The sequence below is a fragment of the Xanthomonas sp. LF07-6 genome (genome assembly GCF_034105445.1).
Lineage (GTDB): Bacteria > Pseudomonadota > Gammaproteobacteria > Xanthomonadales > Xanthomonadaceae > Xanthomonas_A > Xanthomonas_A sontii.
The window spans coordinates 259,412-274,516 of the sequence record NZ_JAXGGI010000001.1; the positions used below are offsets into that span (position 1 = coordinate 259,412).

General features: G+C 67.7%; 8 protein-coding genes. 1 reads left to right on the plus strand and 7 read right to left on the minus strand.

Annotated features, from left to right (window positions below; genetic code table 11):
* Positions 1 to 160: 160 nt before the first annotated feature.
* The 3 genes from SLW56_RS01040 to SLW56_RS01050 form a co-directional block, all read right to left on the minus strand.
* Positions 161 to 2,989 (minus strand): TonB-dependent receptor, encoded by a 2,829-nt coding sequence (locus tag SLW56_RS01040; protein WP_320694228.1) that lies wholly within the window; start codon positions 2,987 to 2,989, stop codon positions 161 to 163.
* A 333-nt stretch (positions 2,990 to 3,322) separates the two neighbouring features.
* Positions 3,323 to 5,689, minus strand: coding sequence for a Tat pathway signal protein (locus SLW56_RS01045; RefSeq protein ID WP_320694229.1), 2,367 nt, complete (start codon positions 5,687 to 5,689; stop codon positions 3,323 to 3,325).
* A 150-nt stretch (positions 5,690 to 5,839) separates the two neighbouring features.
* Positions 5,840 to 6,148 carry a flagellar basal body protein gene (locus SLW56_RS01050; protein WP_320694230.1) on the minus strand — a complete coding sequence of 103 codons (309 nt, stop codon included), beginning with the start codon at positions 6,146 to 6,148 and terminating at the stop codon, positions 5,840 to 5,842.
* Between the two features lie 533 nt (positions 6,149 to 6,681).
* Between SLW56_RS01050 and SLW56_RS01055 the strand changes: the two genes are divergently transcribed.
* Positions 6,682 to 7,089, plus strand: coding sequence for a hypothetical protein (locus tag SLW56_RS01055; RefSeq protein ID WP_152181887.1), 408 nt, complete (start codon positions 6,682 to 6,684; stop codon positions 7,087 to 7,089).
* A gap of 74 nt (positions 7,090 to 7,163) precedes the next feature.
* On the opposite strand, the gene SLW56_RS01060 is transcribed toward SLW56_RS01055, so the two are convergent.
* The 4 genes from SLW56_RS01060 to SLW56_RS01075 form a co-directional block, all read right to left on the minus strand.
* The gene (locus tag SLW56_RS01060; RefSeq protein ID WP_320694231.1) at positions 7,164 to 9,494 is read right to left on the minus strand and encodes a DPP IV N-terminal domain-containing protein; all 2,331 of its coding nucleotides are present in this window, start codon (positions 9,492 to 9,494) and stop codon (positions 7,164 to 7,166) included.
* 139 nt (positions 9,495 to 9,633) lie between these two features.
* Positions 9,634 to 11,205, minus strand: coding sequence for an APC family permease (locus tag SLW56_RS01065; RefSeq protein WP_017916460.1), 1,572 nt, complete (start codon positions 11,203 to 11,205; stop codon positions 9,634 to 9,636).
* A 231-nt stretch (positions 11,206 to 11,436) separates the two neighbouring features.
* The gene (locus SLW56_RS01070) at positions 11,437 to 13,266 is read right to left on the minus strand and encodes a DUF885 family protein (protein ID WP_320694232.1); all 1,830 of its coding nucleotides are present in this window, start codon (positions 13,264 to 13,266) and stop codon (positions 11,437 to 11,439) included.
* Positions 13,263 to 15,095, minus strand: a complete 1,833-nt coding sequence (locus SLW56_RS01075; RefSeq protein WP_320694233.1) for a DUF885 family protein — start codon at positions 15,093 to 15,095, stop codon at positions 13,263 to 13,265. The genes SLW56_RS01070 and SLW56_RS01075 overlap by 4 nt, the downstream gene beginning before the upstream one ends.
* Between the last annotated feature and the right edge of the window lie 10 nt (positions 15,096 to 15,105).

Genomic DNA, 15,105 nt, shown 5'->3' on the forward strand with positions numbered 1-15,105 from the left:
ATCGCGGCATTGCTGGGCTGCAGGCCTTCGCCTTCGCCGTCGCGGTCGCTGACGGCGGCTGACGCCGCCACCGCACTCGCAGCGAACGACAGTCCAACCAGGAGAGCGATGGCGCCGCGCCGCACGCGCGATGCGGCGCCACCGGGTGCAGACGTGCGACTCAAAACTCGGTCCTGATCCGCGCCCAGAAGTAACGCCCCAGCGTGTCGTAGGTGAACGCATCGGTGTTGGCCGCGCTGGCATAGCCGTAGTAGCGCGGCGGCGTGCGATTGCCGAGGTTGTTCACGCCCAGCGCCAGGGTGGTATGCAGGCTCTCGAACTTCCGGCTCACGCTGGCGTCGTGATAGGTCACCGTGCCGACCGGGAAGTACACGCAACTGCCGTCGGCGGCGGTGTTGACGCAGAAGTCCTCGTAGGCACTGCCGACGGTGGTGCGCCCGATCAGCCGCGTGTTCCAGCTCGCGTGCCAGGGGCCGTTGTCCCAGTCGAGGGTGAAGTTGGCGCGCCAGCGCGGCATGTTGCCGTAGCTGGATTGTTCGCCCACGTAGTTGTGCGGATCGCCGCTGAACTTGTAGCTGGACAGGTAGGTGGCATCGACGCCGGCACGGAAGCGACCCCACGCCGTCTCCGGCAAGGCGTACTTGATGCCGACGTCGTCGCCGCGGATGTCGACCTTGCCGCTGTTGATCGCGAACGGCACGGTGACGCTGACCAGCTGCCCGGTGGGACCGCGCTTGATCAGCGGGCAATAGGCGCTCTGGCCGTCGTAGCAGTTCTGCAGCACCTGATCCAGGCCGGTGCCGTTGATCATGTCGTCCAGGGTGACGCGCCAGCTGTCCAGATTCAGCGACAGACCCTCGGCCCAGCCCGGGTCGTACACCGCGCCGATGTTGTAGGAGCGGCCCTGCTCGGGCTTGATCGCAAAGCCGGCGTTGGCCGAGCCGGTGGTGAGCACGGTGAAGGACGAGCTGTTGACGAAGCTGCCGTTGGTCGGCACGTTGGCGCAGGCTGCGGGATTGCCGCCGCCGGTGTAGCCGTTGCACGGATCGGTGTAGGTGCCGGCGTCGTCGACCACGCCGTTGAACGGGGAGCCGTACAGATCGCCCAGCGCCGGCGCGCGGAACACCTGCGAGCCGGTGGCGCGGATCAGCAGGTTGTCGATCGGCCGCCATTCCAGCGCCACCTTGCTGTTGGTGGTGCTGCCCCAGTAGTCGTAGCGCGAGTAGCGCGTGCCCAGGTTGAGGTTCAGCGCCTGCGCGCCGGTCACGCCCTTGAGCAGCGGTACCAGCACTTCGGCATACGCCTCCTTGATGGTCTCGTCGTGGCCCTGGTTCATGATGCAACCGTCGTTGTAGTCGCAGTTGCCTTCCGCATCGGCCGCCGCCACCGGATTGCTGGTGCCCTGCGAGAAGCCGTTCTTGCGGAACGACAGGCCGAACGCGGCCTGCACCGCTCCGGCCGGCATCGCGAACAGGTCGCCGTTGACGCTGGCCTCGGCGAACTTCATCGTGCTCTCGTCGATCAGGTCGACCGCGCTCTGGGTGGCCTTGATGCCGGCGATGGTGGCCGGATCGTCCGGGTTGAACACGTTGATGGGGGTGCAGCCGGCGATGACGTTGCCGGGCGTACCGCACTTGATGGTGCCGTCGGTGTCGCGGAACGAAGCACCCACCGCGTTGTTGAGCGCCGAGGTGATGGAGAAGCCGTTGCGCACCAGGGTGTCCTTGTAGTGCGCGTAGCCGGCCGCCGCATCCCACTGCCAACTGCTGTCGCCGAACTTGCCGCGCAAGCCGGCGACGATGTTGGTCTGGTACATCGTCGAGGTGTAGACGCGGGTGTTGGCCGGCACCGAACGCAGCAGGTAGCGGCTGAGCTGGGCGCCGAAGGGGTTGTAGTAGTTCTGCGCGGCGTTGGGCAGTTCCAGGCCGTAGGCGGTGAGCTGCGAGGTGGTCTCGCTGCGGGTCCAGAACATGTCCAGGTAGCCCTGCACGTTCGGGGTGAAATCGAACGTGGCGTGTGCAGAGGCGTTGGTGCGCTGCACCGGGGTGATCAGGTACTGCCCGGTGTAGGAGTTGTAGCCTTCCACCGCCTGGATGTAGGTATGGAAGTCGCTGGCGGTGACCTGGCCCGGCGCCAGGTTGGCGTTGGGCGTCAGCACGCTGCCATTGCGCAGGAAGGCGCGGGTGCCGTTGCCGCGGCGCTCCACCACCTGGCCGTTGAGATAGTTCTGCGCGGTGCGCGCGTAGTCGCGATCGCTGTCGTACAGCGCGTTCATCGAGCTGCGGCTCACGCCCAGGATCAGCCCGCCGCGGTCCCAGGTCTTGCCCCACTCCAGGCCGAGCGAGCGCCGGTTGCCGTCGCCGTGGGTGCTCAGGCCGTAGTCGGCGGTGGCGGCGAAGCCGTCGTACTTGTCCTTGAGGATGATGTTGACCACGCCGGCGATGGCGTCGGAGCCGTACACCGACGAAGCGCCGTCGGTGAGCACCTCGATGCGCTCGACCATGGCCGCCGGAATCGCGTTGACGTCCACGCCGGGCGCGGCGGCGACGCTGCTGGCCGGCCCGGCCATGCGATGGCCGTTGACCAGCACCAGGGTGCGCTCGGGGCCGAGGTTGCGCAGCGACACCAGCGCGCGACCGTGGCTGAAGCCGGAGTTGAGCGCGACGTTGGGCATGTTGCCGGCCATCGCCGGCAGTTGCTGCAGCAACTGGCCGAGGGTGTCCTGGCCGCTGTCCTCGATGCGCTGGCGGTCGATGGTGATGACCGGGCTGGCGGTTTCCGCATCGACCCGGCGCAGATGGCTGCCGGTGACGCTGATGCGTTCCAGCGTGGTCGCCTGGCTATCCTGCGTCGGCGCATCCTGCGCCTGCGCCGCCGGCGCGAGCAGGGCCAGGGCGGTGCAGATCGCCGCGGCCAGCGGACCGGGCTGCGGCGCGGCGCGCCAGGAACACGGGAGCAGCGGCGCAACGCGTTCGAGCAAAGACGACATCGGAAATCTCCTGAGCGGCAGCCTGGCGTTCGCCGGAACGCCGCCCTTCCCCAGGCGGCCGCCCCGTCGCCAGCGCGTGTGGCGGAAACGAAAACGGACGTGTCCACGCATGCGCCGTCGGATGGGACGATCCCGACGCCGCCTGCACGGCGACGCGCACGACCCATGCGCTGCGTCCCCGGTGACGTGCAACGAATCTCCCCCTGGACATTCACTGCACGGTCACAATGTGCGCGTAGGACGCGCGCGGCGTCTTGTCGTATTTATCGGGAAAACGTGCGGAATACCGCACTGCCCCGCAGGCAGGCGGGACGTTTCCGACTTTTTCGCCACTCAGCCGTAGACGCCGGAAATCGCCACCGTCGCCGCGCTGCCGGCCGGCATCAGCACGCGCTCGTTGCGCGGCCCGGACAGCGCCGCCGGCTGCCCGTCCAGTTGCACCTCCTGCAGGCGGGTGCCGGCCGGCACGCGCAGGGTCAGCCAGGTCCGTGCCGGCCGCTGCGCCGGCAGCGTCACGCGGCCGTCGATGCGCTTGCGCGCCGGATCCCCGCGCAGCGCCAGCGACACCCTGCCCCAGCGCGTCGGCGCGGCGTCGATCGCGATCGTCTCGCCGCTGCCCAGCCAGTCGCGCGGCACCGCCCGCGCCAGGAACAGCTCCTCGCCGGCGCTGTCCTCGAACACCAGCATCCAGCGCATCAGCAGTGGAATGGTCAACTGCGCGGGGATGCAGAACAGCGGCATGCCGCCGGTGATGCCGGTGACCTCGCCCGCGGTCCAACTGCCGCGGGTATGCACGTGGAAGCGATGCGCGTACAGGAACAGCAGGTATTCCTCGATCCGGTCCAGGCGCAGCAACTGCTGCGCGTAGCCGTAGGAGATGAAACCAAGCAGGTCGCGCGCCTCCGGGGTCGGCGCGGTGATGTTGCCGACCACACCGAGGCTGGTGCCGCCGTGGCCGCGCACGCAGTCGATGACCAGGTGCGCCAGGTCGTCGGGCAGCACGTCGGCCTGCAGCAGTTCGGCATAGGCGCGGTGCGGCCAGCCCTGCTCGCTGGGATGCTCCTGCTGCAGCGACTGGCGGAACGTCAGCTTCACCCCCGGCAGCGGGCCGATGTAAGGCGGCTGCAGATCGCGGCGGATGTTGCCACGCAGCGTGCGCAACAATTGCGCGGACAACTGCTGCGCGCGCCGCTGCCATTGCGCCGCAGCGGCCTGCCCGCCGGGCCCGGCGATGCCGCTCCACACCGCCGCCAGGTCCTGCCAGCCACGCACCGTCAGCGCGCTGTTGGCGTAGTACGGCTTCCACCACACCTGCGGATCGGGGAACAGGCAGGCGTCGGATTCGTTCCAGCCGTGGAGCAGGCCATGCCCCGCTGCCGATGCCGGCAGGCGCAGGCTGGCGTCGTGCAGCTCGACCAGCACCTGCGCGGTGGCGGCGATCTTGTCGCGGTGCTTGCGCAGCAGCGCGGCATCGCCGGTGTAGCGCAGGTAGCGCGCCAGCAGCGACAGGGTCAGCCCGAACTGGCCGGTCTCCGGGCCGCGCATGTTGACCATGCCGTCGGCCTGCACGAAGTCGCTGAAATAGCCGTCCAGCACCGCCGCCGCCTGACTGAAACGCCCCCATTCCAGGTTGGCGTACAGCGAACTGGTGAAGGTGTCCTGGAAGCCGTCGTACTCGTTGCCGTAGTAGTCGCGGTCTACCGCGCCGTACTTGGGATAGGTGCCGCCCGGACGCACCACCAATTCGCGGGCGAAGGCGAAGCGCGCCATGTCGCGCCAACTCGCATCCGGGGTTTGCGCCTGCACGGTGTCGGCGAGCTGCGCCTGCCAGTAGCCGGCGAAGGCGAGCAGGCCGCGGTAGAAATCCTCGGCGCTGCGCGGGCCGCGCCGCGGCGGGTAGTCGGGATAGCTGTAGCCGTACACCACCTTGCTGACCTTGCCATGCTCGACCAGCGCACTGCGGTGCCAGGTCTGCACCACGAAGCGGTCCTCGGCCAGCACGTCGGCGAACAGCAGGATGTCGTAGTAGCGGCCCTCGCCGGCCGGCACTACCTTGCGCACCGCCGGCATCCAGCCGCCGAGCAGGCCTTCGCTGCGGCGCCGCACCAGCTCGTCCTTGCCCAGCTCCGGGAACGCCTGGATGGCGCGATAACAGCGGGTGCGCCCGTCCGGGTACACCGGCATGGTGTCGGCGCACTCGCGGGTACCGACGAAGGTGGTCCACGGCAGGCGCCCGTTGTAGTCCTTGGGATCCAGTTGCGAGGCCGGCGGCGGCGCCACGTCGCGCACCTCGTCGGCGCGGGGGTCGCCGTCGCGCAGCAGGCGATCGGCGAGCAGGTCGGCATCGGCCATCGCCACTTCGGCCAGGGCCATGCCGAAGTACGGGGCCTGCGCCGCAGGGAACACCGCTTCGGTGCGCTTGCCCAGCACCAGCGCCCCGCCCGGCCCGCGCAGGGTCAGATCGCCGTCGGGCTGGCGCAGGTCTTCGTACACCTCCCAGGTCGCGCCGGCCTCGACGAAACGGCATTGCAAGGTGTGCCCGGCCAGCGCGTCGGCCGCCAGCGGCTGCAGTTGCGGCGGTGCGGGCGCACGCGCGGCGCTGGCCGCTGTGGGTGCCGCGGCGGCACGCCCGGCCAGCGCTTCCACGCCGGCAACCGCGCCGACGGCCAGGCCCTGCCGCAGGAAATCTCTCCGATCCATCTACCGTCCCCGATGCAATGCGATCGTCGCATCGTGCGCTGCGCGCGCCGCAGCGTCTTGTGCGCTGTGCCGAGGATCGGTGCGGAAAATCGCATAGCCGCGTGATCGCGGCGATGTTGCGCTGCGGGAACGCAACGCGTCGGCGACGGCTTACGCGAGCACGTCGAGCAGGCTGCCGATGCTGTCGTCAGCCGCGCGCAGCACGCGCGCATTGGCCTGGAACGCGGTGCGCTCGGTCAGCGTGCCGACCATGTCGTCGACCAGATCGCTGCCCGGCCCACCGGCCTGCTGCACCTGGCTGACCACGCCACCGCCGGCGCTCGCCTGGTTCACCGGGACCGAACGCTGGAACCCGTCGGTGGCGAGATTGGCGATGTTGTTGGCGCGCACCTGCAGCCCGGACGTGGCAGCGCGCATGCCGGACAGCGCGAGCGAGGAACTGGGAGCGATGGCGGTCATGGCAGGCCGTGGCACAAGGAGACTTGCCGGGATATCGGCCGAGTTCGCCGCATCTTTAGGGGCGGGAGTCGGGATTGGGGATTCGCAGGAGCGAACGCATCGGCGCCGAGAGCAAAGGCCCCTCTCCCGCCGGGAGAGGGTGGGGCTGAGGGTACGGAAGCGCCGCGATGCCTGCGAAACCCCAATGCCTCCTCCGCCCCCTCATCCGCCCCTGCGGGGCTCCTTCTGCCGAAAGGTCAAGGAAACACGTCGAAGTATTGGCGATCGCGATCCACCCATCCATCAATTGTGCGATCGAAGTCAGATGATATTGCTGCCCTGTTCGCAGCGGACCGCGGATGGATCGCCACGTCATTCGGCCAAATTAATGTGTCATAAATATGAAATTATCTTGACGCCTCTTGAATGAACTGTTAATTTTATTTTCCTTAAAAATTCAGGGTATATATTCCGAAATACAAAATTCATTAAATAAAATTATATTTCTTATCGAATTCCACTTGATTCACTTGACTCACTTGCAAGAGAGAAGAATGAAGATTTATAAAAAATCAGTCGTGGCATGCGCGTTGTTTTCCATTGCCGGAGCAGGCAATTGCGGAATAGGCGAGAACTCGTGGTTCTTCATGCCCTTGGAAAAAGTAACCTATGACTTCACCGCTGGCGAAGAACACATGGGCCTTGAAACAGGATGCGATTTCTTCGCCCCCGGCAATATCTTTTTTGCGATCACATACTCTGGCACGCCTGCAGCCGAAAAAAGAGTCTATGTCGAAACCGACGACCCCAGAAACGTCACGTACGACAAAGCCGCAAAGACGTTCTACGTCACAAATCCAAAGCGCATGGCAATAGGACTACCCTATGGCGGAACCTATACCATTAAAAATCGCTCATTAGCGACGATCAAAGGCGCCAACTGTGACGCCGGATTCTATTAAATCCACGATTTCCGAATGATCCGATGCCGCCACCGGAAGGCGGCATCTCTGACATTCATGCAGGCGCGCTCTACTTATCGCGCAACGCGTCCGTCCACGCCATTCCAACGCGGCGTCGGCTCCCCCAACAGATGCCGCACGAAGAAGTCGTACTGGCGCCGTTGCACGTAATCGATGGGACCGGTGGAGCGGCCGACGGTGTGTTCGCCGCCGGGCACGACCAGCAGGTCGAAGTCCTTGTTGGCCTTGATCAGCGCGTCCACCACCTGCGCGGTCGAGGCCGGGTCGACGTTGCTGTCCTGCTCGCCGACGATCAGCAGCAGGTCGCCACGCAGCTTGGCCGCATTGTCCACACCGGAGGCGCGGGCATAGCTGGCGTCCACCGGCCAGCCCATCCACTGCTCGTTCCAGCTGATCTTGTCCATGCGGTTGTCGTAGCACCCGGCATAGGCCACGCCGACCTTGTAGAAGTCCGGATGCCGCTCCAGCGCACCCAGCGTGCTCTGCCCGCCGGCCGACGCGCCGTAGATGCCGACGCGGCCGATGTCGTAGGACGGATCCTGCGCGGCCAGCGCCTTGTGCCAGGCGATGCGGTCGGGGAAGCCGGAATCGCCGAGGTTCTTCCAGGCCACGTCGTGGAAGGCCTTGGAGCGGTTGGCGGTGCCCATGCCGTCGATCATCACCACGATGAAGCCCAGGTCCGCCTGCGCCTGCATGCCGATCTGCTTGTCGCCGCCGGAGTGATAGCCGAACGGCCAGAAGGTCTTGGGCACGAAGGAATCGTGCGGGCCGGCATAGATGTTCTCGATCACCGGGTACTTCTTGTGCGGGTCGTAGTCGCGCGGCCGCACCACCATGCCCCAGATGTCGGTCTTGCCGTCGCGGCCCTTGGCGACGAAGGTCTGCGGTGCGCGCCAGCCGGCGGCCTGCAGCTTGCGGATGTCGCCGCGCTCCACCACCTGCAGCAGGCGCCCGTCGATGGCATGCAGTTCCATCACCGGCGCCATGTCCGGACGCGAATACACGTCCACGTAATGACGGCCGTCGTCGGCGATGGCCACGTCGTGGTCGGCATCGGCCTGGGTCAGCCGGGTCAGGTGGCCGCCGTCGAAATCCACCGCGAACAATTGCCGGTAGTACGGATCCTTGCCCGCGTCCATGCCGCTGGCGGTGAACCAGATGCGCCGCTGCGCATCGTCCACCCGCAGCACGTCGCGCACGATCCAGTCGCCTTTAGTGATCTGCGCCTTGATCCGGCCGCTGGCACCGTCGAACAGGTACAGGTGGCGCCAACCATCGCGCTCGGAGATCCACAGGATTTCCTGGCCCAGGCCGTCGACATCGTGGTGGTAGCTGCGGTCGGCGTACACGAAGGTCTTGGCGTCCTCGCCCACCGCCACGTGCGCCTTGCCCGTGGCCGCGTCCACCGCGATCGCGCGCATGCGCTGGAAGCCGCGCTGCACGTAATCGAACACGAAGCTGGCGCTGTCGCGTCGCCACTGGATCGGCGAGAGCTGGTACGGGTTGGCGAACAGCGCGTCGTCGATGGGCAGGCGCTTGGGCGCACCGCCGCGCGCCAGCGCGCCGAGGTCGAACAGCACCGGCCGCTCGATGTCCACCGCATCGCCGGGCTTGGGATACAGCTGCGTGCGCACGATCGGCTGGCCGCCGCCGGGCGGCGCCGCCTCGACCCGGGTGACGCGGCGGGGGAAGCCGGGCTTCACCCGGTACAGCGCCAGCCGCTGCGAATCCGGCGACCAGGCAATCGTTTCCGGATCGTAGAAATCGTCGCTGCGGCCATCGTCGGCCAGGCGCAGCGTGTGGCCGTCCGCCACTGCGCGCAGCATCACCGCATTGCCGTCGACATAGGCGTCCCAGCGTCCGTCCGGCGAGCGCCGCGGGGTGGCGTCGGCCGGCACGCTGAGATCGCGCACCACGCCGAAGCCGCGCGGCCGCGGCTGCGGGCCGCTGTCGGCACGCGCGCAGACGTAAGTGGTGAGCGTGCAGCGCCACGGCGTCTCATCGAGCTCGAAGGCGATCGCCGCCTGCGACTTGCCGCCCTCGGCGACGTAGGCGAAGCGCGCGAACGGCAGCCGCAGCGCCGGATACGTGGTGCCGGTCGCCGCACTCAACGCGCGCGCCAACTGCTGCTGGTCGAACGCCGGCTGCTTGCGCTGGCTGGCCACGTCCTCGACCACGAAGGCGAAGCCGCCCGGTACGGTCTTGCGGTAGTAGAACGCGCCGTCGTCGCGCCACTGCGCCGGCCAGGTCACGTTCTCGGTCAGGCCGATCCAGGCCTCGCGCAGGCCCAGCGAGCGCTGGTAGTCGGCGACGCTGGGCGCGGCCTGGGCGGCGCCGGCGCAGCAGGCCAGTGCCATGACGATCGATACGACGAACTTGTTCATTCGGTTTCCAAAAATCTCATGACGCGCTGTTCCCCGTAGAGCGGCTTTAGCCGCGACGGGCTTTCCCGTTGACGTCTGCCGCAGCCAATCCCACAAAAAGGGACAAGAACCGTCCTACGCCTCTCCACACACGCAACGGCTACTCCCCGTCATCCTCTTCCAACGCCAGTTCCTCCGGACGCAGGCCGCTGCGCGCACCCCAGTGGTAGCAACCCAAGGCGATCGCGGCCACGCACAGCGTGTCCCAGGGATGGGCGATCCAGCCGCTGCCGCCGAAGGTGCCCAGGCGCGACACCACCAACACCAGCGCGAAGAACACGATCAGCCACAGCACACCGCGCACCTGCCGCCACAGCCGTGCGCGGCCGGCCGCGTTGGGCAGGCGGTACAGCACGTACAGCGCGAACATGGCGATCTGCAGGCCGAGTAACCACGACAGCGTGTTCCAGGTCGACCAATACACGATCAGGCCTGCGACGATGAACGACAGCGGCCCGAGCAGCGCCATGCCGCGCAACCGGAACGGCCGCGGCAGTTCCGGCGCGCTGCGCCGCAACGCGGCCACGGTCACCGGCGCCACCGCATAGCTCAGCACCAGCGCCGCCGACACCACGTTGATCAGCGCCTCCCACGAGGGGAACGGCAGGGTCCAGAACACCGACAGGCCCAGGCTCAGCCACAGCGCCGGGCGCGGGATGCCGGAGGCGGCGTCCACCTTGGTCAGCACCGGCATAAAGCCGCCGCTTCGCGCCCAGCCGTAGACCACCCGCGGCGTGGCGTTCATGTAGATGTTGCCGGTGCCGCTGGGCGAGATCATCGCGTCGCAGATCACCAATGCCGCCAACCAGCCCATGCCCAGCGCCAATGCGATATCGTGGTACGGCAGCGAGAACGCCTTGTCGATGCCGCCCCAGCCGTTGGCCAGATGTTGCGCCGGCACCCCGCCGAGGAAGGCGAGCTGCAGCAGCACGTAGATCACCGTGGACAGCGCCACCGACAGGATCAGCGCGATCGGGATATTGCGCTGCGGATCGCGCACCTCGCTGGCCACCGACACGATCGGCGTGAGCCCCAGGTAGGCGAAGATGATGCCGCCGGCGGAAATCGCCGCCTCCACCCCGGCCGCGCCGAACGGCGCGAAGCCCTGCACGTGCAGGTTGCGCACATCGAAGTGCGCCATCAGCAGCACGATCACCAGCACCGGCACCAGGAACTTGAACACGCTGACGATGTTGTTGGCGGTGGCGAAGGTCTTGACGCTGTAGTAGTTGAGCAGGAAGAACGCGACCAGCAGCGCCAGTTGCAGCAGCCAGCCGGCGACGCTGGGATGGGTACTGCCTGCCTGGTTGAGCCAGGGGAACCACGCCGCGGCGTATTGCCGTGCCGCTTCCACCTCGATCGCGATCAGGCTGGAGAAGGCGATCAGGGTGATGAAGCCCATCAGCCAGCCGAGCAGCACGCCGTGCGAGTACTCCGGGTAGCGCACCACGCCGCCGGCGCGCGGCAACGCCGCGCCGAGTTCGCAGTACACCAGGCCCAGCAGCAGCACCGCCACGCCGCCGGCGATCCACGAGACGATGCCGGCCGGCCCGGCGATCGCCGAGACGTGGCTGGCCGAGAACAGCCAACCGGACCCGAAGATCGAGCCCAAGCCGATGAAGGTCAGATCGGTGAGGCTCAAGCGCTTGTGGAACTTGCCTTGTGCGGCCATGGCGTCTCCCGCTGGATTGGTGTCACTGGCGATTCGATGATCTGCGGCGTTCCCTACCCTCACCCCAACCCCTCTCCCGGAGGGAGAGGGGCTTTTAAGCCCCCTTCTCCCCCCGGGAGAAGGTGCCCCGCAGGGGCGGATGAGGGTACGGGCGAAGCCTCGTGCAGCCGAACTACCGCATGCGCTTCGCGCCCCGACCCTCACCCCAACCCCTATTCCAGAGAGGGGCTATTACTTCGCCGCCTCCTTCGACCAAGGCGACTTCCCACCCTCGGCAATGAACCGGTCGATGCGCTGCTCCAGCACCGGCAGCGGCACCGAGCCCGTCTCCAGCACCGCGTCGTGGAACGCGCGGATGTCGAACTTCTCGCCCAGCGCCTGCTCCGCCTTGCGCCGCAGCTCCAGGATCTTCAACTCACCCAGGTAGTAGGACAGCGCCTGGCCGGGCCAGGCGATGTAGCGGTCGACCTCGGTGGTCACCTCGTGCTCGCTGAGCGCGGTGTTGTCGCGCAGGAACGCCTGCGCCTGCTCCCGCGTCCAGCCGTCGTGGTGGATGCCGGTGTCGATCACCAGCCGGCACGCACGCCACATCTGGTAGGTCAGGTAGCCGAAGCGGTCGTACGGGGTGTCGTACATCCCCATCTCCTGCCCCAAGTATTCCGAGTACACCGCCCAACCCTCGCCATACGCGGAAATGAAGGTGTAGCGGCGGAAATCCGGCAGGTTGTCCTGCTCGGCCGCCAACGGCATCTGCAGCGCATGACCAGGCGAGGACTCGTGCAAGGTCAGCGCAGCGAGGTTGTACAGCGGACGCGACGGCAGGTCGTAGGTGTTGACCAGGTAGATACCCGGGCCACCGCGGCCGCCGGTGTAGAACGGCGCCAGGTCCGCCGGCACCGGCTCGATCGCGAAGCGTTGCCGCGGCAGCCGGCCGATGTAGTCGCCGATCTTGCCGTCCACGCGCTTGGCGATCCACGCCGCGTCCTTGAGCAGTTCTTCCGGGGTCTTGGCGTAAAACTTGGGATCGGTGCGCAAATAGTGCAGAAACGCCGGGAAGGTCTGCTGCCCCGGCGGGGTCTTGAAACCGCTGTCGACGATCGCCTGGTCCATCTCCTTGCGCAGCCGCGCCACTTCCTTCAGCCCCACCGCGTGGATCTGCTCGGGGCTGAGGTCGAGCGTGGTGTATTCGCGGATCTGCGCGCGGTAGTACGCCGCGCCGTCGGGCAGCGATTCGGCGGCCAGCGCCGGGCGTGCCTTGGGCAGGTATTCCTCGCGCATGAAACGCAGCAGCTTGGCGTAGGCCGGGACCACCTGCTGGGCGATCGCCGTGCGCGCCTGCGCGCGCAACTGCGCCTGCAACGGCGCCGGGATCGTCGCCGGCATCTGCTTGAACGGGGTGTAGAACAGATTGGTCTCGCCCGCCGCCTGCGCGACCTCGGCGATCGACTGGTCGCGGCCCTGCAGGGTCACTTTGGGCTGGGCGAAACCGCGCGCCAGGCCGGCGCGCATGTTGGCGATCTGCTCGTCGAAGTAGCGCGGGATGTCGGCGAGCTGTCCGAGATAGCGCTGGTAGTCCTCGCGATTGCGCAGGGTGGCGCGCGCAGTGAACCCCAGGTCGCTCCAGAACGCGGAGTCGCTGTTGAACGGCATTTCCCAGGCGCGGAACCGCTGCTGGTCGAGCAGCACCTGCAGTTGCTGGCGATAGACCTGGTAGTTCACCTGGTCCTGCGCCGACAACTGCGCCGGGTCGATCGCATCCAGATCATGCAGCGTCTGCTGCCAGTAGGCGGTGCGCTGCGCCTGGGTGGCCGGATCGACCTTGGGCAGGTGGTCGGCGGCCTGTCCCTGCGCGTCCTCGTCGTCGGCGCCGGCGAATTGCTCCTGGCGCCATTTCCACTCGCGCTGGTACAGCGCCTTGAAGCGCGCGCCGGCATCGCCGGCGGGGGCAGCGGCCGCCGGCGCGGCGGTCTTTGCGGGCGCGGCGGCGGCAGCGTCCTGCCAGGCCAGGGTGCACGCGATGGCCAGGGCCAGCGCCGTGCGCAGTCGGGAACGGGAGGTCATCGCGAAGTCTCCTGAGTAGAGGGAGCGCCGGCCTGGACCTGGGCGATCCAGGCGTCGATGCGCGCGTCCAGCAGGTCCAGCGGCATCGCGCCGCCGCCGAGGATGGCATCGTGGAAGGCGCGGATGTCGAAGCGCTCGCCCAGCGCGCGCCTGGCCTTCTCGCGCAGCGCCAGGATGTCCAGTTCGCCGAGCTTGTAGCCCAGTGCCTGGCCCGGCCAGACGATGTAGCGGTCGGTCTCGGACTGGATGCTGGGCTCGTCGTCGGACGGATGCGCGTGGAAGAAGTCGATCATCTGCTGCCGCGTCCAGCGCTTGTAGTGCACGCCGGTATCCAGCACCAGTCGATTCGCGCGCAGCAGCTCGCCGGCCAGGCGGCCGTAGTCGCTGTACGGATCGCGGTAGAAGCCCACTTCCTTGCCCAGCCGCTCGGCGTACAGCGCCCAGCCTTCCACGTAGGCGTTGTAGCTGGATTGCTGGCGGAACGGCGGCAGCGGCAGGGTCTGCGCCAGCGAGATCTGCAGGTGATGACCGGGCACGCCCTCGTGGTAGGCGGTGGCCTCGATGTTGACCAGGGTACGGTGCGCGTAGTCGCTGGTGTTGACCATCACCAGCCCCGGCTTACTGCCCTGCGCATCGCTCTGCCAGTACTCGGCACCGGGCGCGGTGGCGCGGAACGCGGGCATCGCGCGGACCTCCAGCGGCGTCTTCGGCAGCGTACCGAACAACGTCGGCAGCCTCGGCTGCATCTGCGCGATGTCGTCGCGGTAGCGCTGCAGGATCTGCTCGGGCGAGGTGGCGAAGAACTTGCGATCATGGGCCACCGCCTTGCGTAGCGCAGCCAGATCGGCATAGCCGAGCTGCTTGGCGATGACGCCCATCTCGCCCTCGATGCGCGCGACCTCGGCCAGGCCGGTCTGGTGGATCTGCTCGGGCGACTGATCGGTGGCGGTCTGGGTGTGGATCGCGAAGCGGTAGCGGCGCGCACCATCGGGCAGCGACCACAGGCCTTCGTGGACGCGGCCCTGCGGCGCGTACTCGTCGGCGACGAAGTCGGCGAGCTTGCGATAGGCCGGCCGCACCTGCTGGTCGATCGCCGCGATCATCGCCGCGCGCAGGTGCGGCCGCTCGGCCTCCGGCACTGCCGCAGGAAACTGCTGCAGCGGCTGCGCGAACGGACTGTCGGCCCCGGCCGGTGCGGCGATCTCGCGTACCTGCGCGGGAATGCGCTCGAGCAGGTACTTCGGCTGCACCAGCCCGTCCCTGGCGCCGGCGCGCGACAGCGCCACCACCTGGTCGAGCAGCGCCGGGATCGCCTGCAGGCGCTTGATGTAGTCCTCGTAGTCCTTGACGCTGGCGAATGGGAACGCCTGCGCGTAGCCCGGCAACGCCACCTGGATGCCGCCGACCGGTTCCAGCGGCATCTCGTCGTTCTTCAGCGCGATCGCCTCCAGCCGGTCGCGCAACTGCCGCTGCATCATCTGCAGGCTCAACTGCTCCTGCGCCGACAGCGCCTTGGCATCGATCGCATCGAAGCGCGCCAGGAACGCAGCGATGGCCTGGCGTTCGGCCTCCAGCGCGGCGAGCGAATAGTCGCTCCAGCGATCGTTGTAGCGGCTGTCGCCGATGATGCTGGCGAACTCCGGATAGTGTTCGAGCTGGTACTGCCACTGCGCATCGAGCAGCGCGGCGAAGGCCTGCGACGGCGAGGTGCTTGCCTTGGCCGGCGCCGTTGCCGCCGGCGTGGAAGGCGCCGACGGTGCCGACGGCTGACAGGCACTCAGCAGGGCCAGTGCCAGCATGCCGACGACGGGCAGACGTATGTGCTTCATCGAGGAACTC